Genomic DNA, 26355 nt, shown 5'->3' with positions numbered 1-26355 from the left:
GTTAACCCATAGCGCTCCTAACATGGTTATCAGGGTGTTAACCCGCATGAGGCCGAGACCGCTCCCATGTCCGACGTTTCCATGACCCGCGCCAATCGCAACACGCTGCTCGCCATGCAGACGGCCATCGAGCAGGCGAGGATTTCCGGGGAACGCATCGGCACCGGCAAGCGCGTGAACACCGCGGTGGACGACCCGAGCGCCTACTTCACCGGCCGCTCCCTCAGCGACCAGGCAGCGGCGCTCAGCCGGGTGGTGGAGCAGCTGGGCCAGGGCATCCAGGTGGTGAAGGCCGCGGACAACGGCATCACCGCCATGCAGAAGGTGGTGGACGCCGCCAACGCGCTGATCGGCCGGGCGGCGGAGAACCCGAACGCGTTCGACCGCGCGGCCCTCGCCAAGACCTTCAACGAGGCGCTGACGGATCTGGAAGGCATCGCGGAGGACAGCGGCTACCAGGGCAAAAACCTGCTCGGTGGCCCCGGCAACGACCTGAAGCTCTATTTCAGCGACGACCGGGTGGACGCCCTCGCCATCGAGGCGGTGGACTACACCGACATCACCGGCCGCCTCGGCCTGCCCCGCCTGGAGGAAGGCGCGATCGGACGGGCGAGTCTCGCCCTGCAGAACGGCGGCGAGCCGCTTGCCGAGAATTCTCGGCTCGTCGACGCGCTCGGGGTGTTCGCAGAGGGCGACGAACTGGCGGCGACCGACAGCGACGGCACCGTGCTGGCGAGCCTGACCATCACGGCCACCACCACGGTCGGCGACCTGACCCGCGCCTTCACCAAGCTCGACGTCGGCCTTCGGGCGAGCTTCACCGACGGCACCGTCACCTTCGAGGCGGCCGCCAACGTGACGCTGACCTCCACCAATGGCGGAGGCACCGAGACCCTCGCCACCCTCCCCGGCGAGAAGAGCAGCTGGTTCGAGGCGGCGAACGCGGAGGCGCTGACGGACGTGATGAAGGCCGCCCGCGAGACGCTGCGGCTGGACGCCACCAGCTTGGGTATGAATCTCACGATCCTTCAGAACCGGGAAAGCTTTATGAAAGGGTTCGCCGGTACGCTGATCAGCGGATCGGAAACCTTGACGGCGGCCGACAAGGACGAGGAGGCGGCGAACCTGCTGGCCCTTCAGCTGCGGCAACAGTTTTCGGCGAACGCGCTGACCATCTCGAGCGAGGCCGACCAGGGCGTCCTCAGGCTTCTCGGATAAGTCGGTCCGTTCTGCCCCAGAAAGGGGACGGACGAGATGGCACTCAAGGTTGAACTGAAGCCCGGCGAACGGATCATCATCGGCGAGTCGGTCATCACGAACGACAACCAGCGCACGCGCCTCTTCATCGAAGGCAATGCGCCCATCCTTCGCGAGAAGGATATCCTCACGGCCAAGACCGCGGACAGCCCTGCCAAGCGAATCTATCTCGCAGTACAACTGATGTATCTTTCCAAGGAAGTCACCAAGTTCCAGGAAGAATACTTCGAGTTCGTGCGCGACATCATCGAAGCTGCGCCAAGTGCTATACCGTATGTCACGCGGATAAGTAACAATATCTTAAGCAACTCCTTGTACAAAGCTCTAAAAGAAGCCCGCGCCCTTATCGAGTACGAGCAGAAGCTGATAAGCCATGTACAATCAGGTAGCTCAAGCGTATCAGCGGACCCAGCAGACGACGGCAAATCCGCGTGAGCTCGAAGCTTCGCTGCTGATCAAGGCGGCCGCCAGGCTGCAGGCGGTGCGGGACAACTGGGACCAGGGCCGCGCCGACCTCGACGACGCGATCACCTTCAACCGGAAACTCTGGACCATCCTGGCCACCTCGGCCACGCGCGCGGACAATCCGCTGCCGCCGGAGGTGAAGACCAACGTGGCCAACATGGCCGTGTTCATCTTCTCCCATTCCATGCGGGTGCTTTCGGACCCGCAGCCGGACAAGCTCACCTCCCTGATCTTCATCAACGCCAACATCGCTGCCGGCCTGCGCGGATCGGCCGGCTGAGACGGGGTGGGTCGAGGCGCGGTATCGCCCTCGCGTCCCACGACCGTCCCCGCGCGCCCTCCCCTCGGTGCCCTTGCGTCACGGTTCGCGCCGAGCGGGCCTTGACGATGGGGACGTGAATGGCGGCTCGGGCGCGTTGCGAAGTGCGTGGATGGTTGACCGGAACGACCGATCCGATCGCGTCCTCCGGAAAGACCGATCCTATCCCGTCCTGCCGCTTACATTCCCGGTCGTCATGGTCCGCTTCAGGCGGACCATCCACGCAATGCGCGGTTTGGCGAGGGCCTGGCGCAAGGACGATTTCCTGCGGGAAGGAATGCGTGGGTGGTCCGCCTGCGCGGACCATGACGATGGTGGCGTTGAGGGCGTGAACGACACGCCGGTGCGGTTCGGACCGCCTTCGACTGGATCCCGGCTTTCGTCGGGATGACGATGCGGGTGGGGCGGCGGTGGTGCTGCCGACTTTCGCCGGATGGCGTTGTGGGCGGGACGGCGGTGGCGCTGCGGACTTCCGTCGGATGACGAGGCGGCCGGGATCGCTGCCTGCCGACCCGTCAGAGGTAGTTCACCAGCGAGAGCTGGGAGATGCGGGCGGTGGCGGAGTAGCTGGCTTCCATGCGGGTGCGCAGCGACAGGATCTCGGCGGCGACCTCCTCCATGCTGACGCCCTCGATGCCGTCGACCATGTCGAGCATCACGCCCTTGTTCACCGCATGCCGGTCCTTGGCGTCGTTGGCCACCTTGGCGGCGACGGCGATCTCGGCGTGCACGTCCTTGGGGCCGGAGGCGCCCTGGTCGAAGGCGAGGGCGTCGCGGGTTCGTTCCATGATGGCCTGGTAGCGGGCGCCGTCCTTGGGCTCGTCGGCGCTGAAGGACGCCACCGCCACGGTGGCGAGCGACGAGACCAGCGTGCGGAAGCCCTCCTCGTTGGCGCGGGCGCCGTAGCTGATGTCGACGTTGGTGTCGATGCGGGCCTTCACGTCGTTGCGCGGGCTGGTGGCGGGATCGTCCGGGTCGATCGCCTCGTTGGAGCCGCGGTACCACACGACCGTGTCGCCCGCCGTGCCGTCGCGGAGCTCGATGGCGACGGCAAGATCGGCCGGATCGGTGCTGGCGCTGTCGATGCGCTTGGGGTTGGCCCCGCCGTAGGTGTCGAAGAACTCGCGCCCCGCCTGGACCGCGGACGCGGCGGAAAGGTCGGTCTTGGCCTTCGCCCGGATCTGGGCGGTCAGTTCCTCGTTGAAATTGGCCGCGGTGGCGTCGGCGTCGGCGCCGATCAGGAATTCGCCGTCGGCCGGCGGGTCCGCCGTGGTGGCGGTGAGCGTGATGGCGGATGTGCTGCCGTCCGGGTTGTTGAGGGACAGGCGGAAGGTGTCGCCCGCCGCGGGCGGCGTGTCGGAGAAGGTGACCGAGAGGCCGGTGGTCTCGTCGCCGGCGAGCGTGGTGCCGGTGAGGTCGTTCTCGAACGACGCGATGGAGAAGCCGAACACCTCCGACGGCGGATTCTGCAGGTCGAGGCTCGCCGTCGCGCCGGCAACGGTGGGCTCCAGCCGGCCGAGACCCTCCACGCCGAGGTCGGCGATCAGCCGGTCCTCGGTGACGCGGCGCAGGCCGTAGCGGCTGCCGTCGCCCTCCAGCATGGTGTTGAGGTCCACGACCGGCTTGGTCTCGCTGTCCTTGCCGGCGAAGAGATACCGCCCGTCGGCCTGCACGTTGAGGAGGCCGATCACCTCGTCGAGGCCGATCCGGGCCACCTTCTGGGCGTCGGTCTTGCCGTCCTGGCGGAGCACGTAGGAGTTCGGATCGATGGCCGAGCGGATGTCGGTCGGCACCTCGCCGAGCCGGTTGAGGGCGCTGTCCATCAGCTTCACCCGCAGGGACACCTGGCTGACGGAGGCGGTGTAGCTCTCCACCTCGGCGACCCGGGCACGGAACGACACGGACATGGAGCGCTGCGCGCCGAGACCGCCGTAGGTGTCGGCCTTCTTGCCCGTGCCGAGCTGCTGCTGCAGCGTGTCGAGCTGCGAGCGCATGGTGGCGAGCTGGGCCATGGTGGTGCGCAAGGCGACGTTGGAGATCGGCATCGTTGGTCATCCCGTCGAGGCGGCGCGGGCCGAGGCCCCGGGCGCCCGTCAGATCTGCATCAGGGAGTTCAGCATTTCCCGGGCCGCGGCGAGCACCCTCGCGTTGGCCTGGTAGGCGGTCTGGAGTTCGATGAGCTGGGCCATCTCGTTGTCGAGGTCGACCTCGCGGCTGCCGTCGTAGCGGTCGGCGAGGTTGGCCGTGACGATGTCCTGGCCCTCCTTGACCGCCTTGGCGTTCTCCGCCGCCGACCCCTGGGTGGAGACGATCTGGCGGATGAACTGCTCGGTGCTGCCGGAGAAGGGCGACGAAATAGAGCCGACCCCCGTATCCGGCGAGAAGGTGAAGGTGAGGCTCGTGAACGCGTCCACCATGGTGCGGGGCCGGGTGTTGTCGCTCGCCGGGGTGTCGGCGGCCATCTTCACCAGGTAGGCCGGGTCGGCCTTCACCTCCGGATTGAGGGCGATGCGCTGGGCGTAGCCGGCCTTCTGGCTGCGCCCCTCGTTGAAGCCGGAATAGAAGCCGTCGGCGGTGCCGGTGTCGATGAAGAGCGGCAAGGTGGCGTCGCCCGACTGGAGACTCGGCGACGGGATGGAGGCGCGGGCCTCGCCGATCGACGTGCCGCCGTCCGGGCCGTCGTCGAAGACGCTGAGCGTGGTGCCGTCGACCTCGGCGGCGACGTCCGGCATGGCGCCGGCGATCGCCGCCATGATGTCGTCGATCGACTGGGTGCTGTCGATGCCGATGACGGTGTCGTTCGGGTCCGCCGTGAAGTCCGGGTCGGGCGTGACGCCGTCCTTGGTGCCGACGAAGGTGACGCTGCGGGTCTCGCCGTCGACCGTGTAGCGGACCGAGAGCGTGCTGCCCTCGGCGAAGTTCGAGAGGTCGACCGAGAAGCCCTCGCGGCCGAGGTCGTCGGTGACGGCGGTGCCCGGGTCGTTGCGGTTGCCAAGGGCGAAGGTCAGCTTCTCGGCCAGTTCGTCGAGCTGGGCCTGGGCGGCCACAAGCGTCTCGTCGCGCAGTTGCTTGTGGGCGGCGATCGAGCCGGTGCGGAAGGCGCCGGAGGCGAAGAGGTCGACGCCGTCGGAGCCGAGGCCGGTCAGCGTGACGGTGCCGAGGCTGCGCTCGTCCGGGTCGAGGCTCCAGGTGGATTGGGGCGAGACGCCGCCGCGCTCGTCGAAGGACAATGTGGCGGCCCGGTCGTCGAACAGGAGCTGGCCGGCGCCGGTGTAGATGGCGACCGCGCCGAAGTCCTGCTCCTCCACGCGGATGTCCATCAACTTGGCGAGGCTGTCGATGGCGGCGTCGCGCTGGTCCATGACGCCGGCGGTGCTCTGGTTGCCGGCGCCGAGGGCGACCACCTGGCTGTCGAGCTTGGAGATCTGCTGCAGGAGGTTGTTGGCCTCGGCGACGTCGGCGGAGATCGAGGTCTCGGCATCCTGGCGGAGCGTCTGCACGTCGGTGGAGAGGCTGCGCAGACGCGTCGCCACGGTCTCGGCGGCGGCGGCGGCCTCGATCCGGCTCGCCCGGTCCTCCGGCGAGGTGGCGAGGGTCTCCATCGCCTGCTTGAAACCGTTGAAGACGCTGTCGAGCGAATTGACGTTGTTCGGCCCGCCGATCATCTGGTCGAGCCGGTCGAGGGCGTCGGCGCGGATGGTGGCGTACTCAGCGCTGGCGGCGCTGGTGCGCCACTGCTTCTGGACGTAGAGGTTCAGCTCCCGTTTGACCACGTCGGCCTTGACGCCGATCGTCTCGCCGAGGGCCACCTGGGCGGACGTGGTCTGAACGCGGCGGCTGTAGCCGGTGGAGCCGGCGTTGGCCACGTTCCCGGCGGTCACCTCCAAGCCCGACTGGGTGGACTTGAGGCCCATCAGAGCGATGTTGAGCGCGGACCCGATACCCATGGCGGCGGAACTCACAAACGAGGAACCGGCGCCGGATCACCCGACGCCGGTCGCATCCGGCCGATCAGCGGATGATGTTGAGGACGTCGCTCATCATCTGGTCGGCGGTGGAGATGACGCGCGAATTGGCCGAGAAAGCCTGCTGGGTGACGATGAGCTTGGTGAATTCCTCGCCGATGTCGACGTTGGAGCTCTCCAGCGCCGAGCCCACGATGGAGCCGGTGGCGTCGGAGATCGGCGGGCCGCTCTCCTTGGTCTCCATGTAGGCGCCGCCGTCGACGGCCCTCAGCCAGGACTCGCCGGCGAACGAACGCAGCGGGATCTGGTAGATGTCGAGCGTCTTGCCGTTGGAGTAGTTGGCGGTGATGCGGCCGCCGTCGCTGATGGAGACGTCGACGAAGCTGCCGGACGGCACGCCGTCCTGGGTGAGCTGGCGGACGCGGGCGGCGCCGTTCTCGTCGGCGTACTGGGTGATGCCGGAGGTGCCGTGCTGGATGCGCATGGTCGGGAAGGTGGAGCCGTCGACCACGATGTCGGTGAGATCCACCTGGCCTTCGGCGGGCTCGACCATCTGGCCGTCCGCGTCGAACTCGTAGACCTGGTCGATCCCGGTCCACATCTGCTCGCCGTCGGCGGCGTCGCTGTCGCTCTTGTAGTAGACCTGCCACTGGGTGTTCTCGCCCTCCCCGGTGGTCAGCTTGGCCCAGCGGAACTGGACGTTCAGCGGCTGGCCGGTGGCGTCGTAGATGGTCACCGTCTGGCCGGAGATGGTGTTCTCCACGAAGGCGGTGTTGTTCTCCGCCAGGAGGTCGTCGCCCTCCGGCGCCGCGTCCCAGGTCTCGGTGGTTGGGACCTTCGGCAGGTTGAGCTTGTAGTCGATCACCGTTGTGGCGGCGGCGGGGAATTCGTCGTTGCCGATCTGGATCACCTCCGGCGTGTCGCCGATGGCGTTGCCGGTGCTCTGGTCGATGGCAAGGCCCGTCAGGTAGTGGCCGGCGCCGTTGACGAGGAAACCCTCCCGGTCGAGCTGGAAGTCGCCGCGCCGGCTGTAGAGCGGGGTGGCGTTGAACACGGACGAGCCGTCCACCTCGCCGCTCTTCTCCCGGACGACGAAGTAGCCGGCGCCCTTGACGCCCATGTAGGTGGCGTTGCCGGAGGATTCGATGCCGCCCTGGGAGGTCAGGGTCGACCGGGCGGTGGCCCTGACGCTGCCGGACGTCATGTTGGCGGGCTTGTTGGACGAGCCCTGGATCATGTCCTGGAAGCTCGTGTCCGTCCGCTTGTAGGCGGTGGTCTGCGAGTTGGCGATGTTGCCGGAGATGTTCTCAAGCGCGAAGGACTGCGCGTTGAGGCCGCTCACCGACTTGTTCATTGCAGAGAGGATACCCACGATCGTTTTCCTCTTGAGGACGCACACAAGGGCCCGCACCGGGCTGCCGGGTTCCTCAAGCGCAAACGTCGTGCCAGCTTCGTCGGCGGCTGCTTTCCGTGTTATTTCAAGGCTTTGACACCCCGACAGGGTTTCGGTTGAGTTAACGTCTCGGCACCTTGCGCCGCACCCGGCAGAAGTTGCCGGGGCATCCGCGAACCGGGCAGGATCGGCCGGGTCGCCACCCTGGCGCAGTGGCGGATGGCACGCTTGATCCGGCCGGGGCCTCCCTTATGCTTTCCGGTCACGAGATCCGGCGACGGCGGCACGCCCGGACAGGCAAGGATCAGGGTATGCGGTTCCAGGGCACGACGGACTATGTGGCGACGGGCGACCTCACCATGGCGGTCAATGCCGCCATCACCCTGAAGCGCCCGCTCCTCATCAAGGGCGAACCTGGCACCGGCAAGACGGTGCTCGCCCGCGAGGTGGCGACCGCCCTTGGCGCCCCCTTCATCGAGTGGCACGTGAAGTCGACCACCAAGGCGGCCCAGGGCCTCTACGAGTACGACGCCGTCTCGCGCCTCCGGGACAGCCAGCACGGCGATCCGCGCGTCGGCGACATCGCCAACTACATCCGCAAGGGCAAGCTCTGGGAGGCGTTCGAGAGCGACGTCCGCCCGGTGCTCCTGATCGACGAAATCGACAAGGCGGACCTGGAGTTTCCCAACGACCTCCTCCTCGAACTCGACCGCATGGAGTTCTTCGTCTACGAGACCGGCCGCACCGTGAAGGCGGCGCGCCGGCCGGTGGTGATCATCACGTCGAACAACGAGAAGGACCTGCCGGACGCCTTCCTACGGCGCTGCTTCTTCCACTACATCCGCTTCCCCGACCGGGAGACCATGGAGGCGATCGTCGCCGTGCACTATCCGGGCCTGAAGAAGCGGCTCCTGGAGGAGGCGCTCTCGGTCTTCTTCGACGTGCGCGCCGTCCAGGGCCTGAAGAAGCGGCCGTCGACCTCGGAGCTCCTCGACTGGATCAAGCTCCTCGTCAACGAGGACGTGGACCCGGAGACGCTCCGCGCCAAGGACGCCAAGACCGCCATCCCGCCGCTGCACGGCGCCCTCCTGAAGAACGAGCAGGACGTGCACATGTTCGAGCGGCTGGCGTTCATGGCGCGGCGGGAGGGTCGGTGAGCGGCAGGGGGATGAGGCAGTGGGCAGTAGGCAGTAGGCAGTAGGGAGGTCGCGCCCGTTGCGGGGGACACACCTATCCCTTCCAATTCTCTACGATCGTCATGGTCCGCGCAGGCGGACCACCCACGCATTCTCATGGGGCGCGGCGATAGGTATTTTCAATCAGCACGTTACCCACCCCACCCCAAAGCGTGGGTGGTCCGCTTTCGCGGACCATGACGATGGGCGTGCGGGGGGTGGGTGCGGCGCGAGAACGGCTGCCGGTCTGGCCGGATCGTCACCGTCCTCCCCGGTCCTCGTCGCGGCCGTCGTCGGTGGGCTTGTCGCTCTTCGGCATCAAGCCGCCCATGACTTCGCTGATACCCGGGCGGGGGGCGTGGAGGAAGGGGAGCGGGCGGCAGACTTCGATGGCGGCGAGGCCGACGCGGGCGGTGAGGAGGCCGTTGACGACGCCTTCGCCGAGGCGGGCCGAGAGGCGGGCGGCGAGGCCGTGGCCGACGATCTGCTGGACGAGGCCGTCGCCGATCGCCATGCCGCCGGTGACCGCCAGATGAGTGACCACGTGGCGGGTGAGCGACAGGAAGCCGAGGAGGCCGGGACGGCCGCCGTAGAGGTCGGCGAGCTTGCGGATGAGGCCGAGGATGGCGACGAGCACGAAGATGATGTCCACCACGGCGCGCGGGGACACGGCGGTGACCACGGACACCCGCTTGGCGGCGTCGGCGACGAGGCGGCGGGCGGTGTCGTCGAACGGCTGGATCAGGTCGTGCTCGGCGAGCACCAGGAGGTCGCGGCCGTCGATCACCTCGTCGAGGTGCCGTTGGAGGGCGCGGCGGCCGCGGGCGGTTTCGGGCCGGTCCACGTAGAAGGTGGCGAGCTCGCGGGCGACGGCGGTCGCCTCCACGGCGTCGTCCGACGCGGCGGCGGCGGCGGCCCGGTCGCGGAGCGCATCGATGCGACGGACGCGGGCGACGCCGATCACCTCTTTGGCGATCACGACGCCGGCGGCCACGAGGGCGAGCACGGCGACACCGGTAGCGAGCCAGCCGAGCGCGTCGTTGCGGGCGAAGAGGTCGCGGATCAGCTGGTCGACCCAGAGGCCGACCGCCAGCGACACGAGGACGCCGAGGGCGCCCCAGAACAGCTTGCCCCAGCCGAAGCCCTTGCGCTTGGGCACCGGCGGACCCGGCATGGCGCGGTCTTCTGGCTCCGGCTCCACCACCACCCGGGCCGTGCGAGGCACCGGCGCGCCATCGCGGGAGACGGCGACATCCTCGTCGCCGATCCGGAAGGCGGTCGGCCGACGGGTGGGTCCCTTCATGCCAGCTTGTCCCCGATCAGGAAGTCGAGCGCCCGGTCGAGCCGGATGTGCGGCAACGACAAGGTGGTGCCCTCGGCCGTCATCTCCAGGCGCGGCGGCCGGAAGCGGAGGAAACGCAGATCCGGGATGAGAGTTTCGGTCGCCTGCCGGCGGGCCGCCGCCACCGCCGCGGCGCCGCCGCGCTCGGCGACGAAGGAATCGTCCGGAATCGAATTGTGAACCCGTTCGAAGAGGACATCCGGATCGTCCGGCAAGTCGCCGGGGAACAACGCGATTTCCTCGCTGCCGTCATAGCGGCGACCGTCGAAGACCTCGTTCTCCTGCGGCACGCCGAGGATGCATTCGAGCGGCTCCCCGTTCCGCCGCACGGTCGCTTCGCGGGTGGCGCGGACGGCCGCGATGGCGCGCACGTCCACCTCGGCGCCGGCGAAGGAGGCGCGCGCGACGGCGGCGTCGAGCAGGCGGCTGAGGATGGCCTCCAGCCGGTCGTGGCTGGAATGGTGCAGGTGGTCGGCCTTGGTGGCGGCGAAAAGGATGCGGTCGATCCGGCGGGTCAGCACGGAGCTGAGCCAGGTGGAGCGGCCGGGGCGGAAGCTGGACAGGATCTCGGCGAGCGCGGCCTCCAGGTCGAGCACGGCGGCGGGACCGGCGTTGAGGGCGGCGAGCACGTCGACGAGAACCACCTGCCGGTCCAGGCGGGCGAAATGGGTGCGGAAGAAGGGGCGGACGACCACGTCCTTGTAGGCCTCGTAGCGGCGCTCCATCAGCTCCCACAGGCTCCCCTTCGGCACCGAGCCGCCCTCCTGGACGGGGAGCGGCGCGAAGGTGAGCGCGGGCGAGCCCGCCAGATCGCCCGGCATCAGGAAGCGGCCGGGCGGCACCATGGAGAGGGCATGCGCGTCGGCGCGGGCGGCAGCGAGATAACCGGCGAACAGGCGGTGCGAGCGCTCGGCGACCTCGTCGTCGGCCGGCTCGGAGGGATCGACGGTGACGAGATGTTCCAGCCACGCCTTGGCGATGGACCGGCGGGCCGGATAGCGGGCGCGCTCGATGGTCTCGCGGCTCCAGGTGCGGAAGTCCTTGCCGAGCAGCGGCAGGTCCAGGAGCCATTCGCCCGGATAATCGACGATGTCGAGGTTGAGCTTGCCGCGCCCGAGCTTGCGGCCGAGGAAGCTGGCGCTCTCGTAGGCGATGGTCAGCCGCATCTCGGAGATGAGGCGGGTGGATTCCGGCCAGACCCGGGTCTCGACGAGCTTCTTGACGTGGCCGCGGTAGTCGAAGGTCGGCACGCCGTCGTGCAGCTGCTGCTGCAGCGACGCGCTGGTCAGCCGGCGCGAGCGCACCGGCTCGAACATGGGCAGGCGCCCGCCGTGGATGAGATTGTGCACCAGCGCGGTGATGAAGACGGTCTTGCCGGCCCGCGCCAGGCCCGTGACGCCGAGCCGAAGCGACGGCGAGCCGAGGCTCGTGGCGAAGTCGGACACGTTTTCAAGCGCGATACGCGCCTCGTCAGAGAGGGATGTCAGTCGCAAGTGGTGTGCCCCGAATGAAGTCTCCGCCCATTTAGGCGTTTGGCGGGCCGGACGCCAGAGTCCGTCTGCGATCCGAGCCGCGTCAGTCGTCCACCTCGACGAGGGCGGGGCCGCCGACGACCTCGATCTCGCGCGGGCGGAAGAAGGCGACGATGCGCCCGGACCCGGGAGCGAGCTTGGCCCAGTCGGCAAGGTCGAAGTCGATGACGGCGAGGCCGGCGGTCGGAAACTTGTCGCGGATCTCGTCGACGAAGGCCGGGTTTCCGCTGCCGATCAGCGACAGCGCGGTGTCCTGCATGCCCGGATTGTGGCCGATCAGCATGAGCGAGCGGGTGCCGCCGCCGTGCCGGCGCAGGATGTCCAGGTAGCCGGCCTCCGAGGCGGTGTAGATGGACCGCATCAGCTGGATCTCCATGTCGCCGGACAGGTGCGGCAGAAGGCCGGCCAGCGTCTCGCGGGTGCGCCGGGCCGTGGAGCAGAGCACGCGCTCGGGAAACAGCGCATGGTCGGCCATGTGGCGGCCCATCATCGGCGCCGCGCTGCGCCCGCGGATGTTGAGCGGACGGTCGAAGTCCGGCGAGGTCGCGTCGTCCCAGGAGGATTTCGCGTGGCGGAGGAGAAAGAGACGCGCCATGGTATCGGGATCGGATCCTGGTGGTGGGGCGGGCGGCCGCGGTCGCCGCGAGGCGGGACGGGCGGCCCGAAGAGGCACACAGTATAGGACGATTCCATGTCCGGCGGACGGCAACGATGTTCCTGACCTTCTTCACCGCCCTGAAAGCGGCCGGCGTGCCGGTGTCCTTGCGCGAATACCTGGACCTGATGGGCGCCATGGAGGCGGACTTGGCCGGCAAGGAGGTGGAGGCCTTCTACCATCTGGCCCGTACGGTGCTCGTCAAGGACGAGAAGAACATCGACCGGTTCGACCGGGTGTTTGCCAGCGTCTTCAAGGGGCTGGAGGGGTCCGTGGAGGGCGTGGCGCCGGAGGCGCTGCCTGAGGACTGGCTGCGCAAGATGGCCGAGCGCTTCCTGACCGAGGAGGAGAAGCGGCAGATCGAGGCGCTCGGCGGCTTCGACGCGCTGATGGAGACGCTGAAGCAGCGTCTCGCCGAGCAGAAGGAGCGCCACCAGGGCGGATCCAAGTGGATCGGCACGGCGGGCACCTCCCCGTTCGGCGCCTACGGGTACAACCCGGAAGGCGTTCGCATCGGCCAGGACGAGAGCCGCCACCGGCGGGCCGTGAAGGTGTGGGACCGGCGCGAGTTCCGCGACCTCGATGACCGGGTGGAGATCGGCACCCGCCAGATCAAGCTGGCGCTGAAGCGGCTGAGGCGCTTCGCCCGCAGCGGCGCGCCGGAGGAGTTGGACCTCTCCTCCACCATCGACGCCACCGCCCGCCAGGGGTGGCTCGACGTGAAGCTGCGGCCGGAGCGGCGCAACAGCGTGCGCGTGCTGCTCCTCCTCGACGTGGGCGGCTCCATGGACGACCACGTGCGGGTGACGAGCGAGCTCTTCTCCGCCGCCCGGTCGGAGTTCAAGTCGCTGCACCACTACTATTTCCACAACTGCATCTACGAAGGGGTGTGGCAGGCGAACGCCCGCCGGCACGGCGAACGAGTGCCGACGGTGGACCTGCTGCGGACCTTTCCAGCCGACACCCGGGTGGTGATCGTCGGCGACGCCGCCATGAGCCCCTACGAGATCAGTCATCCGGGCGGGTCGGTGGAGCACTGGAACGAGGAGGCCGGTGCCGTGTGGCTGGCTCGGATCATTGCCACCTGGCCAAAGCTCGCCTGGATCAACCCGCTGCCGGAGAGCGCCTGGGACTGGACCCATTCCATCGGCCTCATCCGCCAGATCGTCGGCGACCGCATGGTGCCGCTGACGCTGGAGGGTCTGGACCGGGCCATGAAGGACCTGGGCCGCTGACGATAGGATCCAACAGACATAGCATAACTACGATCATTGCGCGGAGATGAACAGATTCATTGTTTGTTTCTGCATGGGGACTTATTCTGAGCCGATGAGTGAGCCCATGCCTCAGGAGGGCCGGCAATGGTGCGTTCGAGCCGGACCGATCGGCTGTTCCTGTACCTGGGGTTGATCTTCTCCCTCGCGTTGGCCGCCGGACCCGCGATCATCAGCTGGAACGATCTCTCGGAGGTGGAAGAGGACCTGCCGGCCTACGGCTTCTACAAGATCCGCGGCTTGCGCTACGCCTATGCCGAGGTGGTGACGGTCGGCACGGTGCTCGACGCGCTCGTCGCCGGCGCCGCCGGACCCGACGGGATGGCGATCCTGCGGCGGGCGGCCAACGACCTCCACAATCGGTTCGAGGTCTTCCAGGTTCACGCCAGCCCAACGCGGACCGACGCGTTCGTGGCGCTGCAGGGGCTGGCCGGGGACGTGCAGGCGCGCCTGACGGGTCTCCTTGAAGGCGGAAGGCCCGTTCGACGGGATACCATCCAACCGATCATCGAGGCCAATGACCGGCTGCTCGATGCGCTCTCGGCCTACGTGCTGGAAATCGAGGTCGGGACCGACCGGGCCATCAACCGCCAGCAGGCGGAGATGGGAAAGCTCAAGGTCAAGGTGGTGGTCAGCATCGCGATCCTGTCGGTGCTGGCCATGGGCGTGCTGGTGCTCCTCGTCTCCCACCGGCGGCACCACGCGCAGATGGCGACGGCCCTGAACCAGGACGTCCTGACCGGTCTGCCCAACCGGCGGGCCTTCACGAATTGGATGGACGAACCGGTGGAACGGGGCCGGCACGTGCTGGCGGTGATCGACCTGGACGACTTCAAGACGGTCAACGACCGCTACGGCCATGCCGCCGGAGACCGGCTGCTGAAGGCGGTGTCCGCGTGGCTGCGCGCCGAACTGCCCGCCGGCGCCAAGGCGGCGCGCTGGGGCGGCGACGAGTTCGTGGCCGCGTGGCCGTGCGGCGACAAGACCAGGGCCGAAATCCTGCAGTGCATGGCCGCGGCGAACGCGCACCCGATCCGCGTCACCGTCGACCAGGACGACATCGACGGTCAGTTGAGCGGCGGGCTGGCGATCTGGCCGGACGACGGGCCGACGCTCGCGGACGTGCTCCTCAAGGCGGACCTGGCGCTCTACGAGGGAAAGGATCTCGGGAAGCGGCGGATCGTGATGTTCGAGCCGGCCATCAAGACGCGCCGGGACGCGGTGGACCGGACCCGCGCCGGCCTTCGCCGGGCGCTCGCGGACGAGCAGATGCATCTCCTCTGGCAGCCGCAGGTGGACCTCGTGACGGGGCGCATGGTCGGCGCCGAGGGCCTGATCCGCTGGACGAACCCGGACACCGGCGAAGCGATGCAGCCGGGCGAGTTCATCGCCATCGCCGAACGATCCGACCTCATCGTCGAGATCGACTGCATGGTGCTGGAAACCGCCTGCCGCACGATCGCCAAGTGGCTGGAGACCGGCGCGTCGCCGCCGCGGCTCTCGGTCAACATCTCCGCGCGGCACTTTCAGCGGAGCACCCTCGCCCGCACGGTGGCCGACGTCCTGAACCGCCACAAGATCCCGTCCGGCTTCCTGGAACTGGAGATCACCGAAGGCGTCTTCCTCGCCGACAATGCGGCCGTGCGGGCCAACCTCGCCGACTTCGCCGCCATGGGCATCCGCCTCGCCCTCGACGATTTCGGCACCGGCTACTCCAACATCGCTTACATGACGCGGATGCGGCCGGCGATGCTGAAGATCGACCGCTCCTTCCTGCGCGAAACCGACGCGGCGGCGCGCAGCAAGATCATCGGCAGCATGCTGCGTCTTGCCCATTCGATCGGCGTCGAGACGCTGGTGGAAGGCGTGGAAACCGAGGCCGATCTGGCCTTCCTGAAGGACCTCGGCTGCCGCTTCGTGCAGGGCTTCCTGTTCGCGCGGCCGATGCCCGCGGAGGACCTTCTCCCGTGGCGGGACGCGTTCGAGCGCCCGGTTCGTGCCGTCAGGGAGCCGATGCTGCCCGACGCGCGCCGGATCGGAGCGCGGTCCTCGGCCAAGATCTGAGCGCGCCACCGCCAGAACGCGCGGCGGCGGTCCTTCTCGGCCGGTCCGGCCGCGGAGCGGTCGGCGATCCGGCTTGAAGCCGCTCGGCGACGAGCGGACCGGTCCGTATCTTCAGGTCCAGACCGTCTTCTTGTGGAGCTGCCGATTCCGTCAGGTCGGAAAGCGCTCTAGTCTCTGATCACAGCGACTCATCCGAGGATCCCGCCGACCATGGCGCACCCGACCACGCCTCCCGTCCGCCTCACCAATCCGGCCGATGCCATTCTCTGGCTGCGGGAGAACCGCATCGACGAGGTGGAGTGCATCGTGCCGGACATGAACGGCATCATGCGCGGCAAGATCGTGCCCCGGGAAGACTTCATCCGCATCATCGAGGAGGGCGTCCGGCTGCCGGAGTTCGTCTTCTTCCAAGCGGTGACGGGCGACAGCGCCGACGGCAGCAAGGTGGTGAACCCGCTCGACCGGGATGTGCGCTGCGTGCCCGACCTGACGACGCTCCGGGTGGTGCCCTGGTACGAGGAGCCGACCGCCCAGGTGATCTGCGACTGCTTCTTCGCCGACGGCCGGCCGGTGGACTTCGCACCACGGCAGGTGCTGCGCCGGGTGCTCGACCTCTACGCGGAGCGGGGTCTGAGGCCCGTGGTGGCGCCGGAGCTGGAATTTTACCTGACGGCAGAGAATGACGATCCTGACCTGCCGCTTTCCGTGCCGATCGGCCTCTCCGGCCGCAAGGAGAGCGGGCGCCAGGCCTACGGCATCGAGCACGCCAACGACTTCGACCACGTGGTCAACCTGATGTACGACCACTGCGAGGCGTCGCGCATCGAGATCGCCACCATGGCGCACGAGGCCGGACCGGCGCAGCTGGAGATGAACTTCCGGCACGGCGACCCGATCGAACGGGCCGACCAGACCTTCCTCTTCAAGCGCACCGCCCGCCTCGCCGCCCGCCGGCACCGGATGGTGGCGACCTTCATGGCCATGCCGCATCAGGACATGCCGGGCTCGGCCACCCACATCCACCAGTCGATCGTGCGGATCTCCGACGGAAGCAACATCTTCTCCGAGCCCGACGGCAGCGACAGCCCGGCGCTACTCCACTACATCGGCGGCCTGCAGCGCTACGTACCGACGGCCATGAGCCTCTTCTGCCCCAATGTGAACAGCTACCGGCGCATCCGCCTGGAATCCGATGCGCCGATCAACGTGCACTGGGGCCGCGACAACCGCACCTGCGGCCTGCGCGTGCCTGACAGCGGTCCGGAGTCGCGCCGGGTGGAGAACCGGGTGATCGGCGCGGACAGCAACCCCTACATCGCCATGGCGGCCACCCTCGCCTGCGGCCTGCTTGGCCTGGAGGAGGCGATCGATCCGGAGCCGGTGGTGGAGATCGACGCCCATACCCTCGGCGTCTCGCTGCCCTCCCACCTTTCCGACGCACTCGCCGAACTGGAAGCCTGCGAACCCCTCCGCCGCGTCCTCGGCCCCCGCTTCGTGGAGGCCTACATCGACGTGAAGCGCCTGGAATGGCGCCTCTACAACCGGGTGATCTCGAGCTGGGAGCGGGAGTATCTGCTGCTGAACGTGTGATCAGACGCGCCCGAACGTGGAGGTAGGCCCGGCCCGCTCAGGCCTGCCGTTCCGGGACGCGCACCACGAGACCGTCGTACTCGGGCTTCACCTTGATCTGGCAGGAGAGGCGGGAGGTGGGGCGGACGTCGAAGGCGAAGTCGAGCATGTCCTCCTCCATGGGCTCGGGCGTGCCCACCGCCTCGGCCCAGGCTTCGTCCACGTAGACATGGCAGGTGGCGCAGGCGCAGGCGCCGCCGCATTCCGCCTCGATGCCCGGCACCATATGCTTGATCGCGTTCTCCATCACGGTGGAGCCGACGGGCGCCTCCACGTCGTAGGTGGCGCCGTCGAACGCGACGTAGGTGATCTTGGGCATCGTCGGGGTGCTTCCTAAGGGGCAGGCGTGGTCTGGTGGCCCCAAAAAATAGACCCGCGGGCGCCGCGTCAAGCGGATGCGGCAGCGCAATCGCCTTGAGGGCGCGCGGCCCGACCCGTCCGGCGAGGACGGCCGGCGGTCAGACGATCACGGTGCGGATGTAGGCGTTGGCGGCGAACACCGCCCGCGCGAGCTCCGCCAGGGCTTCGGCGCCGCCCTGCGGATCGTGCCGGGACGCGGTCTCGACGGTGGCGGCGATGTCGGCGACCGTCCACGCGCCGATGCCGCGGGCGGAGCCGACGAGGGCGTGGGCGAGCTCGGAGCGGACGCCGTCGGCGGCCAGAAGGCGTTTCATGAGGCGCTCGGACTGGATCAGGAAAAGGTGCAGGACCTCGCGCTCCAGGTCCCGGTTGCCGTGGGTCTGCCGCGCCAGATGGGCGAGATCCACCGGCCGGGCGGCCGAATCGTCGTCGACGGCGGCTGGCTTCAGAACGGCGTTGGTCATGGGCACTCCCCTGGCACGTCGATCGCCCGCCGTGACGGGCGGACTGGGGGGAGATTGGACGGGCGGCGCCTTCCGATCGCTTAAGACCGGGCCGGCGGGAGGGCCGGCAGGGCCCGCGGCGGCAGGTTTTTGCGGATATGGTTAATGGTCCTTAACGAACCGGCCAGGGTCCTCGCGAGCGGCCCAGCCGGCCGCGGACGAGTGGCCCGCGCGGCACCGGCAGAGCGGGCGGCGGGATGGGCCCGCGTCCGCTTCCCGAGGGCGGGAAGGCCCGGGAACCTCAACGTTTTTAAGGGAAGGCGCCGGGCGGGCGCTCGCCGCGGGGGCTTTCTTCTGCGACGGGACCCCGCCAGTATTATGGAAGCGTTGCGGCGACGCCAGGGCTTGGCCGCCGCAGCCCGCTCGGCTGACGATCGCAGTTAACCGCATGTTAACAACCGGGGTCGTCGGAAGCCCATTTCTTGTTCGGAATGGGTCCTTGTGCCATTACGGTAGAGGCAGCGCCGTCTGCCCGGGTGTCGTTTGCCTGTGGGGAGTTAGCTCCCCCGGCTGATATCGCGGGCGAGCCGGTCGCCGCGGGCGCGGAAAGGTTCGGAGGCCACGAACAATCCCGCCCCTGGCGACTTCGGTGATGGCGGCGACCCGGCTTCGGGAGAAGCGGCCGGTCTGTGATCGAGTACGGACGCGAGGGGACCAGGGGACCATGGCGAAGAACACCAAAGTGACGGATCCGGCGGAAGCGGCCCTCTCCGCGGTCGAGGAGGCGCTGAAGATCGACTTCGGTACCGCCGACACCGACCCGAGCGGCTTCGACACCGAACTCTTTGGCGAGCCCGACCAAAAGCCGCAGGCAAGTCGCGCCCGGGTGGATGCTCCGCCGCCGCCCCCGCAGCCGCCCCGCGGCCTCGGCGAGCCGGCGAACGAGCCGGAAGCCCCGCGTTCGGGCCTGACCCGTCCGCGCACCCCCGCCAACGACGACCGCCGCTCGGCGGCGAACGTGCTCTACCAGATCCAGCGCCGGCCCTCGTCCACGCCGTTCTGGATCTGCCTGATCGTCTCCTTCCTGTGGGCGGCCGGCGGCCTCTGGCTCGCCTCCCAGGCGCTCGCCCCGGTGCTGGCCGCCGCGACGCCCTTCCCGGAACTGCTGCGCCGGCCCGACGTGCTGCTGTTCGGCCTCGGCATCATCCTGCCCATCCTGCTCTTCTGGGCCATCGGCATCATGATCTGGCGCGCGCAGGACATGCGCGTGGCGGCCCGGGCTCTGGCCGAGGTGGCCGTGCGCCTTGCCGAGCCGGAGGCGGTCGCCAAGGAGAATGTGGTGACCGTCGGTCAGGCGATCCGCCGCGAGGTCGCCGCCATGGGCGACGGCGTGGAGCGGGCGCTGGCCCGGGCGAGCGAGTTGGAGGTGCTCGTCCACAACGAGGTTGCGGCGCTGGAGCGCAGCTATTCGGAAAACGAAATCCGCATCCGCGGCCTGATCGAGGAGCTGATCACCCAGCGCGAGGCGGTCGTCACCAATGCCGAGCGGGTGCGCTCGTCGATCGCCGGCGCCCACCAGGGCCTCGCCGAGGAGATCCGCATCGCCGGCGACATGATCACCGGCCGCCTGGAGGCCACCGCCCGCGATCTCAGCCGCGAAATCGGCGACAAGGCCGACCAACTGACCAACGCCTTCGACGGCGCCGGGCGCGGCATGATCACCGCCGTGACCGAGCGCGGCGACGCCTTCGCGGTGCGCCTGGAGACCGCCGGCCAGGACATCACCGCCCGGCTCACCGCCGACACCACCGCCTTCGTCGACCGGTTCGCCATGATCGGCTCCGACGTGGCGAACGAGCTGTCGAGCCGCGGCCAGGAGATCGTCAGCACGCTGACGGTGCAGAGCGAGGCCATCAACGCCCGCCTCGCCGAGACCGGCGCGACCGTGACGGAAGAGCTGGCCAACCGGGGCAGCGACCTCAACCTGACGCTCGCCGAGCAGGGCGCCCGCCTGACCTCCGCCGTGCAGGAGCAGACCGAGCGCCTGGGCACCACGCTCGCGGTGCGCGCCGAGGAGATCGGCTCCACCCTCTCCAACCGCACCGCGGAGCTGGAGCGCATCCTCGGCGACCGGTCGGACGCCATCGTGGTGGCCATCGACGAGCGCACCGGCCTCCTCGCCAACACGCTGGAGACCCGCACCGGCACGCTCTCCATCGCCCTGGAGGACCGCACCGCGGCCCTCACCGACGCGCTGCAGTCCAGCACCCTGGCGCTGTCGGGCGCGCTGGAGGAGCGGTCGACCGCGCTTTCAGGCGCCATCGAGGCTCAGACCAGCCACCTGTCAGAGACGATCGGGGAGCGCACCGCGGTTCTCGCCGAGACGATCGCGGAGCGCACCGACGTGCTGTCGGCGGCCCTCGGCGAGCGCACCGGCGCCCTGGCGGACACGCTGGCGGAGCGCACCCTGGTGCTCGCCTCCGCGCTCACCGATCGGACCGACGCCCTGGCGAGCACGCTCGACGCCCGCACGGCGACGCTCACCGACACGATCGCGGCCCGTACGGCGGCCCTTGCCGACACCATCGGCGAGCGCACCCACGCGCTGGAGACCACCATCGCCGAGCGGACGACCGTCCTGGCCGACACGATCGGCGAGCGCACCGGCGTTCTCGCCGACACCATCGCCGAGCGCACCGACCACATGGCGGTGACGCTGGAGGACCGCACCGGCATTCTCGCCCGCACCATCGAGGAGCGGACCGACAACCTGGCGCGCGCGCTGGAGACCCGCTCGGCGGATCTTGCCGGCACGCTCGACCAGCACACCCGCTCGCTGGAGGACACCCTCGTCCGCACCGCGGCGGAGATCGGCTCCACCATCGAGATCCGCGGCGCCGAGGCGACCGACACCCTGCAGCGCACCGGTCGCGGCTTCGCGGACGAGTTCGCCGCAAGGGCCGTGGAGATCAGCGAGGCCGTCAACCGGTCGGGCGCGGAGCTCTCCGAGACGATCGCCGCCCGCATGGACGAGATCAACAGCACGCTACGCACCACCGGCGAGAGCGTCATCGTCGACCTCGCCATCCGCGGCGGCGAGATCACCGACCGGCTGGACGAGACCGGCGGCCGCATCACCGGCGAGATCGCCGCGCGCGGCACCGAACTCGTCAACCGCCTGTCGCTCACCGGCGAGGACATGCGCACGGCCATCACGGTCAACGGCAGCGCCCTCGCCGACCGGATCGCCGAGACCAGCAGCGAAGTCGCCCGCGTCCTCGACGACCGCACCCACGCCATGCGCGGCCTGATCGACCAGGCGGCGCAGTCGGCGGAGACGCTGCTGAGCGGCTCCGGCGAGCAGTTCTCCGAACGCCTCGCCGTCGTCGGCGCGGAGATCGCCCGCACGATCAGCGCCCGCAGCGACGCGCTGGCCGAGACCGTCACGGTGGCGGGCAACCGCATCACCGACGTGCTCGACGACCGCACGGAAACCCTGTCGGCGACCTTCGAGGAGCGCATCAAGGCGCTGGACGAGATCGTCTCGGGCCGCGCCGTCACTCTCCTCGACACTCTGGTCGGCCGCACCTCGGACCTCGACCGGACGCTCGACAACCGCGCCCGCCAGATCAGCGAGACGCTGCTCGCCCGCACCCGCGACCTCGCCCAGACCTTCTCCACCGGCCAGTCCGAGATGGTGACGGCGCTGGAGGGCCGCCTGGACGCGGTCACCGGTTCGCTCAACGACCGGACGGAAGCCTTCACCGAGCAACTGGCCGGCAAGATCGGCGAGATCAACCTCGCCCTCGGCGCCAAGGTGTTCGAGGTGGCCGAGACCCTCGACAGCCGCGCCGCCGCGCTGCAGGAGAACCTGACGAGCCGCCTCGGCGAGATCACCACCACGCTCGTCACCGAGACCGAGCACGCCCGCGAGACGCTCGCCCGCACCGTGTCGGACGCGACGGAGATCACGACCCGGCTCGACACCTCGAGCCTGGAGATCGCCCGTCTCCTCGACGAGCGCGCCAACGCCATCCGCACCCTGGTGGATCAGGTCACCCAGTCGGTGGAGGGCGTCCTCGACACCTCCAAGAATGGGCTGGCGGAGCGCCTGTCGTCGATCGGGGCGGAGATCGCCACCGCGATCAACACCCGCGGCGACCGCCTGCAGGAGAACATCGCGATGGCGGGCAGCCGCATCGCGGATCTCCTCGACACCAACGCGGACAGCCTGTCGACCACGTTCGAGCATCGCCTGAAGACGCTGGACGAGATCGTCAACGGCCGCGCGGCGTCGCTGGTCGACAGCCTCGTCAGCCGCACCGAGGCGCTGGACGGCTCGCTCGCCGAGCGCGTCCGGGCCTTCGAGGAAGCGCTCGCGGCCCGCACCGCCGCCATCCAGGCCGCCGTCGCGGCGAGCTCGGAGGTCATCGACAACACCCTCAACGGCCGCTCCGAGCGGATCGCGAGCCTCTTCGACGAGCGGCTCGCCGCCCTGGTCGGGGCCCTCGACAGCCGCACGGAGACCATCGCCGGCACCATCGACGGCCGCGCCGACGCCTTCGTGCAGGCGGTGGAAAGCCGCACCGGCTCCATCATCGGCGAACTCGACAAGCGCACCGGCGGCCTTGCCTCCGCGCTCGCCGCGCAGCTGGAGATGTTCGACAGCCAGATCGGCAGCCGCCTGGAGACCGCCACCAGCAACGTGGCGGCCAAGACCGAGGCGGTCGCCTCGACCCTCGACGAGCGGACGCTGCGCATCGACCAGGCGCTCGACGCCCGCGCCCGTCAGATCACCGAGACGCTGGCCGCCCGCACCCGCGAGCTGGCGCAGACCTTCAACGCCGGCCAGACCGACATGGTGGACGCCATCGAGGGCCGGCTCACCTCCATCACCAAGGCGCTGGAGAACCGCACCGAGGAGTTCACCGAGACGCTGGCCGACAAGGTCACCGAGATCAACGTGTCGCTCGGCTCCAAGGTGTTCGAGGTCGCCGAGACGCTGGACAACCGCACGGCCGCCCTGCAGCAGAACCTCGGCGAGCGCCTGGAGGCCATCGTCGGCGCCATCACCAGCGAGACCGAGACCGCCCGCGAGGCCCTCGCCCGCGCCATGATCGAGGCCGCCCAGGTGCTGGAGCGGGAATCCAACCGCGCCCGCCTGGAGATGGTGGGTTCGGTGGAAACCGCCGCCACCCGCGTCGTCTCCGAGACGGAACGCGCCCGCGACATCGTCACCGGCTCGCTCGGCGACGTGGCGCTGCGCATCGGCAGCGAGGCGGAACGCGCCCGCGATCTTCTGGTCGGGTCCCTCGACGAGGTCGCCGGCCGGATCGGCGTGGAGAGCGGCCGCGCCCGCGACCTCCTCGCCGGCTCCATGGACGAGATCACCGGCCGCCTCGCCGACGAAAGCACCCGCGCCCGCGACATCCTGGTCGGGTCCATGGACGAGGTCACCGGCCGCCTTGCGGACGAAAGCACCCGCGCGCGGGATCTCCTGGTCGGCTCGATCGATGAGGTCACAGGTCGCCTGTCGGGTGAGAGCACCCGCGCCCGCGACATCCTGGTCGGCTCGATGGACGAGGTCACCGGCCGCCTCGCGGACGAAAGCACCCGCGCCCGGGACCTCCTGGTCGGCTCGGTCGGCGAAGCGACCGGCCGCCTTGCGGACGAGAGCACCCGCGCCCGCACGCTGCTGATCGGCTCGGTGGACGAGGTCAGCGGCCGCCTCACCGACGAGAGCACCCGCGCCCGCGAGATCCTGATCGGGTCCGTGGACGAGGTGACCGGCCGTCTGGCGGAGGAGAGCCTGCGGGCCCGCGACCTGCTCGCCGGCTCGATCGACGACATCACCGGCCGCCTCGCCGACGAGAGCCTGCGCGCCCGGGACATCCTGGCGACCTCGCTCGACGACGTCACGGGCCGCCTGACCGACGAGAGCATCCGGGCGCGCGACCTTCTTGCGGGCTCGATGGACGAGATGACCGGGCGCCTCGCCGACGAGAGCACCCGTGCCCGCGACCTGGTGGCCGGCTCGCTCGACGAGATCACCGGGCGCCTGGCGGTGGAAAGCGCACGGGCCCGGGACATCCTGGCGAACTCGCTCGACGAGATGACCGGCCGCATCACCCAGGAGAGCGTGCGCAGCCACGAGATCCTGACCGGCTCCCTGGACCGCCTCGCCGACCGCATCGGCGAGGAAAGCGGCCGGGCGCGCGACATCCTGGCCGCCTCGGTGGACGACGTCACCGACCGGCTGTCGGGCGAGACCGCCCGCGTGCGTTCCAACCTGCTGGGCTCCGTGCAGGAGATCTCCACCCGCCTCACCGGCGAGACGGAGCGCTCCAGCGCGGCCCTCACCGCCGCCGTCGCCAACGCGGCGGGCCGGCTGGCGGAGATCACCGAGGCGATCGACCGTGTGCTCATCGGCCGGGTCGACGAGGTGGCTTCCGGCCTCGACGAGCGGACCGAGCGGCTCGCCGGCGTGCTGCGCGACCGGATGGTGGAGCTTGCCGGTCTCCTCGATGGCCAGACCGACGCCATCGCGGGGAGCTTCACCGACGGCACCAGCCGCCTGACCGCCACCCTCGACGGGCGCGGCGCGGAGATCGCCGGGCGGGTCCGCTCGGCCGCCGAGGCGGTGCTGCGGGCGCTGTCGGACGATGGCGCGGCGATCGGCCAGTCGATCGCCGCCACCGGCGAAGAAGCCACGCGGGCGCTCACCGAAGCCTCCCGGACCATGCTGGCGAGCCTGGACAGCCAGGGCCGCCTGATCGTCGACGCGCTCGACGGCACCAGCGACCAGATCAAGACCGAGGTCGCGGTGGTGGTGGGCGAACTGGGCGAGGCCAACGAGCGGCTGAAGACGCTGCTCGACCAGACAGCCCACAACCTCAACCGCATCGAGTTCGGCCTCGGCCAGCAGACCGAGGACCTGCGCGTCACCATCGACCGGGTGACCGCCGATACGGCGGCCTCGGCCCGGGACATCGCCGAGACCGTGTCGACCCTCGACACCCTCTCGGAGCGGGTGCTCGGCGAGATCACGGGTGTGACCACCCGCTTTTCCGAGCAGGCCCGGGCGCTGCAGACCGCCACCGACCAGCTGGAGCAGTCCAGCCGCACCTTCGAGGGCACGGTGGAGGAGCGCGCCGCGGTCATGTCGCGGCTCGTGGAGGAGATCGCCGAGCGGAACGGCGCCATCGAACGCTCCGCGGCGGGCTTCGCCAGCCTGATGCAGGGCACCCTGGCGGCGTCCGAGAAGCGGCTCCGCGAGGTGGGCATGATGCTCACCCGCAGCGCCGAGGCGGCCACCACCAGCGTGGCCGAGCAGATCCAGTCGCTCGGCCATACGGCCGAACTGGAAGGCCAGAAGACCCAGGATCTGGTGCGGTCGCTGCGCGAGCAGCTGGTCGGCGAGATCAACGGGTCGATCGGCGGCGCGGTGGACCGCTTCGCCGAGGCGGCCGAGGAGATGCGCAAGGCGACCCGGGTGGTGGCCCGCGAGCTGGAGCAGATCCGCCAGGACATCTCCCGCGGCGTGCTCGACCTGCCGCAGGAGACCGCCCAGCACACCAACGCCATGCGGCGCGTGGTGAGCGAGCAGATCAAGGCGCTCGGCGAGCTCAACGACATCGTCGCCCGTCAGGCGTCGATCGGCGGACGCGGCGGTGCCGCGCTGCTGGAGAGCCGCCCGGCCCGTGCGCCGGCGCCGGAGCGTCCGGCCCCGGTCGAGCGCCCTGCCCCGGCGCGGATCGAGCGTCCGGCGCCGGAGCAGCGGGCGCCTGAGCCGCGGGCACCCGAGCCCCGCGCGCCCGAGCCGCGGGCGGCGGAGCCGGTCCGTCCGGCCGAGCCCGCTCCGACCGAGCGTCCGGCGGCGGAACGGCCGGCCCAGCCTGAGCGTCCGGCCCAGCCGGAACGGCCGACGCGCGTCTATGAGGAACCGCGCCGGGCCGAGCCGGCGCCGGGCGGCGAGCAATCCCGCGAGCGGGGCTGGATCTCCGACCTCCTCCGGCGCGTGCAGGACGACGAGCGTCCCGCCACGCCGCGGTCGGCGGAAAGCCGTCCCGCCGAGGCGAACCGCACCGGCGACGCCGGCCGGACGCCGGGGCACATGATCGAGAGCCTCAACTCGCTCTCCGTCGACATCGCCCGGGCGATCGACCACGACGCCTTCGTGGACCTCTGGAACCGCTACCGGCGCGGCGAGACGAACGTCTTCACCCGCAGGCTCTACAACCTGCAGGGCCAGCAGACCTTCGACGAGATCCGCCGCAAGTACCAGCGGGACGCGGACTTCCGCGTGGCGGTCGACCGCTACATCGACCACTTCCGCTCGCTCTACGACGACGCTGCCCGCAAGGACCCGGAAGGCGCTCTCGCCCAGACCTACCTGAACAGCGACACCGGCAAGGTCTACACCATGCTGGCCCACGCGAGCGGCAAGCTCGGCTGACCCGCCGGCAGCGCCGACGAAACCAGA

The 26355-nt window shown here is 69.6% G+C and carries 16 protein-coding genes; 8 read left to right on the top strand and 8 right to left on the bottom strand.

Annotation, left to right across the window (positions count from 1 at the left end):
* Positions 1 to 66: 66 nt before the first annotated feature.
* From BUQ68_RS08965 to flaF, 3 genes are read left to right on the top strand one after another with little or no spacing between them, the layout of a single operon-like run.
* A complete protein-coding gene (locus BUQ68_RS08965) occupies positions 67 to 1218 on the top strand; it encodes a flagellin (protein WP_075215622.1) in 1152 nt (383 codons plus the stop codon).
* Between the two features lie 36 nt (positions 1219 to 1254).
* Positions 1255 to 1692 carry a flagellar biosynthesis repressor FlbT gene (flbT, locus tag BUQ68_RS08960; protein WP_075215621.1) on the top strand — a complete coding sequence of 146 codons (438 nt, stop codon included), beginning with the start codon at positions 1255 to 1257 and terminating at the stop codon, positions 1690 to 1692.
* The gene (flaF, locus tag BUQ68_RS08955; protein WP_075215620.1) at positions 1631 to 2002 is read left to right on the top strand and encodes a flagellar biosynthesis regulator FlaF; all 372 of its coding nucleotides are present in this window, start codon (positions 1631 to 1633) and stop codon (positions 2000 to 2002) included. Before flbT ends, flaF begins: the two co-directional genes overlap by 62 nt.
* 554 nt (positions 2003 to 2556) lie before the next feature.
* Here the strand turns inward: flaF and BUQ68_RS08950 are convergent.
* The 3 genes from BUQ68_RS08950 to BUQ68_RS08940 form a co-directional block, all read right to left on the bottom strand.
* Positions 2557 to 4086: a flagellin N-terminal helical domain-containing protein gene (locus tag BUQ68_RS08950; protein ID WP_075215619.1), complete on the bottom strand. Its 1530-nt coding sequence runs from the start codon at positions 4084 to 4086 to the stop codon at positions 2557 to 2559.
* A 48-nt stretch (positions 4087 to 4134) separates the two neighbouring features.
* The gene (gene flgK, locus BUQ68_RS08945) at positions 4135 to 5988 is read right to left on the bottom strand and encodes a flagellar hook-associated protein FlgK (RefSeq protein WP_075215618.1); all 1854 of its coding nucleotides are present in this window, start codon (positions 5986 to 5988) and stop codon (positions 4135 to 4137) included.
* 64 nt (positions 5989 to 6052) lie between these two features.
* Complete coding sequence (locus BUQ68_RS08940) at positions 6053 to 7378, bottom strand: flagellar hook protein FlgE (RefSeq protein ID WP_075215617.1); 1326 nt, start codon at positions 7376 to 7378, stop codon at positions 6053 to 6055.
* A gap of 332 nt (positions 7379 to 7710) precedes the next feature.
* On the opposite strand from BUQ68_RS08940, the gene BUQ68_RS08935 reads away from it, so the two are divergent.
* Complete coding sequence (locus tag BUQ68_RS08935; RefSeq protein WP_075215616.1) at positions 7711 to 8556, top strand: AAA family ATPase; 846 nt, start codon at positions 7711 to 7713, stop codon at positions 8554 to 8556.
* A gap of 277 nt (positions 8557 to 8833) precedes the next feature.
* Here BUQ68_RS08935 and BUQ68_RS08930 read toward each other — a convergent pair whose 3' ends face one another.
* From BUQ68_RS08930 to BUQ68_RS08920, 3 genes are all read right to left on the bottom strand, one after another.
* On the bottom strand, positions 8834 to 9877 hold the full coding sequence (locus tag BUQ68_RS08930; protein WP_075215615.1) for a YcjF family protein: 1044 nt from the start codon (positions 9875 to 9877) through the stop codon (positions 8834 to 8836).
* A complete protein-coding gene (locus tag BUQ68_RS08925) occupies positions 9874 to 11409 on the bottom strand; it encodes a YcjX family GTP-binding protein (RefSeq protein WP_075215614.1) in 1536 nt (511 codons plus the stop codon). Before BUQ68_RS08925 ends, BUQ68_RS08930 begins: the two co-directional genes overlap by 4 nt.
* A gap of 82 nt (positions 11410 to 11491) precedes the next feature.
* Positions 11492 to 12043 (bottom strand): SixA phosphatase family protein, encoded by a 552-nt coding sequence (locus BUQ68_RS08920; protein WP_075215613.1) that lies wholly within the window; start codon positions 12041 to 12043, stop codon positions 11492 to 11494.
* Positions 12044 to 12159: 116 nt separating this feature from the next.
* Between BUQ68_RS08920 and BUQ68_RS08915 the strand changes: the two genes are divergently transcribed.
* The 3 genes from BUQ68_RS08915 (at position 12160) to BUQ68_RS08905 (ending at position 17031) form a co-directional block, all read left to right on the top strand.
* Positions 12160 to 13338: a vWA domain-containing protein gene (locus BUQ68_RS08915; RefSeq protein ID WP_075215612.1), complete on the top strand. Its 1179-nt coding sequence runs from the start codon at positions 12160 to 12162 to the stop codon at positions 13336 to 13338.
* A gap of 126 nt (positions 13339 to 13464) precedes the next feature.
* On the top strand, positions 13465 to 15441 hold the full coding sequence (locus BUQ68_RS08910; protein WP_075215611.1) for a putative bifunctional diguanylate cyclase/phosphodiesterase: 1977 nt from the start codon (positions 13465 to 13467) through the stop codon (positions 15439 to 15441).
* Positions 15442 to 15651: 210 nt separating this feature from the next.
* Positions 15652 to 17031, top strand: coding sequence for a glutamine synthetase family protein (locus tag BUQ68_RS08905; protein WP_075215610.1), 1380 nt, complete (start codon positions 15652 to 15654; stop codon positions 17029 to 17031).
* Positions 17032 to 17068: 37 nt separating this feature from the next.
* Here BUQ68_RS08905 and BUQ68_RS08900 read toward each other — a convergent pair whose 3' ends face one another.
* Both BUQ68_RS08900 and BUQ68_RS08895 read right to left on the bottom strand, forming a co-directional pair.
* Entirely contained in the window at positions 17069 to 17389 is a 321-nt protein-coding gene (locus BUQ68_RS08900) for a 2Fe-2S iron-sulfur cluster-binding protein (RefSeq protein WP_075215609.1), read from the bottom strand.
* A 139-nt stretch (positions 17390 to 17528) separates the two neighbouring features.
* Complete coding sequence (locus tag BUQ68_RS08895) at positions 17529 to 17894, bottom strand: hypothetical protein (RefSeq protein ID WP_075215608.1); 366 nt, start codon at positions 17892 to 17894, stop codon at positions 17529 to 17531.
* 703 nt (positions 17895 to 18597) lie between these two features.
* Between BUQ68_RS08895 and BUQ68_RS08890 the strand changes: the two genes are divergently transcribed.
* Positions 18598 to 26328, top strand: a complete 7731-nt coding sequence (locus tag BUQ68_RS08890) for an apolipoprotein A-IV repeat region-like domain-containing protein (RefSeq protein WP_075215607.1) — start codon at positions 18598 to 18600, stop codon at positions 26326 to 26328.
* Positions 26329 to 26355 lie beyond the last annotated feature (27 nt).

Origin of the sequence: Mongoliimonas terrestris (genome assembly GCF_001927285.1) — a bacterium.
GTDB lineage: Bacteria > Pseudomonadota > Alphaproteobacteria > Rhizobiales > Pleomorphomonadaceae > Chthonobacter > Chthonobacter terrestris.
Note: the sequence above shows the minus strand (reverse complement) of the source record. Positions and strands in the feature narration are given on the sequence as shown.

Excerpts from the sequence above, each read along its gene's own strand:
- BUQ68_RS08965 (WP_075215622.1), top strand. The coding sequence starts at position 67 with ATGTCCGACGTTTCCATGACCCGCGCCAATCGCAACACGCTGCTCGCC.
- flbT (WP_075215621.1), top strand. The coding sequence starts at position 1,255 with ATGGCACTCAAGGTTGAACTGAAGCCCGGCGAACGGATCATCATCGGC.
- flaF (WP_075215620.1), top strand. The coding sequence starts at position 1,631 with ATGTACAATCAGGTAGCTCAAGCGTATCAGCGGACCCAGCAGACGACG.
- BUQ68_RS08950 (WP_075215619.1), bottom strand. The coding sequence starts at position 4,086 with ATGCCGATCTCCAACGTCGCCTTGCGCACCACCATGGCCCAGCTCGCC.
- flgK (WP_075215618.1), bottom strand. The coding sequence starts at position 5,988 with ATGGGTATCGGGTCCGCGCTCAACATCGCTCTGATGGGCCTCAAGTCC.
- BUQ68_RS08935 (WP_075215616.1), top strand. The coding sequence starts at position 7,711 with ATGCGGTTCCAGGGCACGACGGACTATGTGGCGACGGGCGACCTCACC.
- BUQ68_RS08930 (WP_075215615.1), bottom strand. The coding sequence starts at position 9,877 with ATGAAGGGACCCACCCGTCGGCCGACCGCCTTCCGGATCGGCGACGAG.
- BUQ68_RS08920 (WP_075215613.1), bottom strand. The coding sequence starts at position 12,043 with ATGGCGCGTCTCTTTCTCCTCCGCCACGCGAAATCCTCCTGGGACGAC.
- BUQ68_RS08915 (WP_075215612.1), top strand. The coding sequence starts at position 12,160 with ATGTTCCTGACCTTCTTCACCGCCCTGAAAGCGGCCGGCGTGCCGGTG.
- BUQ68_RS08910 (WP_075215611.1), top strand. The coding sequence starts at position 13,465 with ATGGTGCGTTCGAGCCGGACCGATCGGCTGTTCCTGTACCTGGGGTTG.
- BUQ68_RS08905 (WP_075215610.1), top strand. The coding sequence starts at position 15,652 with ATGGCGCACCCGACCACGCCTCCCGTCCGCCTCACCAATCCGGCCGAT.
- BUQ68_RS08900 (WP_075215609.1), bottom strand. The coding sequence starts at position 17,389 with ATGCCCAAGATCACCTACGTCGCGTTCGACGGCGCCACCTACGACGTG.
- BUQ68_RS08895 (WP_075215608.1), bottom strand. The coding sequence starts at position 17,894 with ATGACCAACGCCGTTCTGAAGCCAGCCGCCGTCGACGACGATTCGGCC.
- BUQ68_RS08890 (WP_075215607.1), top strand. The coding sequence starts at position 18,598 with ATGGCGAAGAACACCAAAGTGACGGATCCGGCGGAAGCGGCCCTCTCC.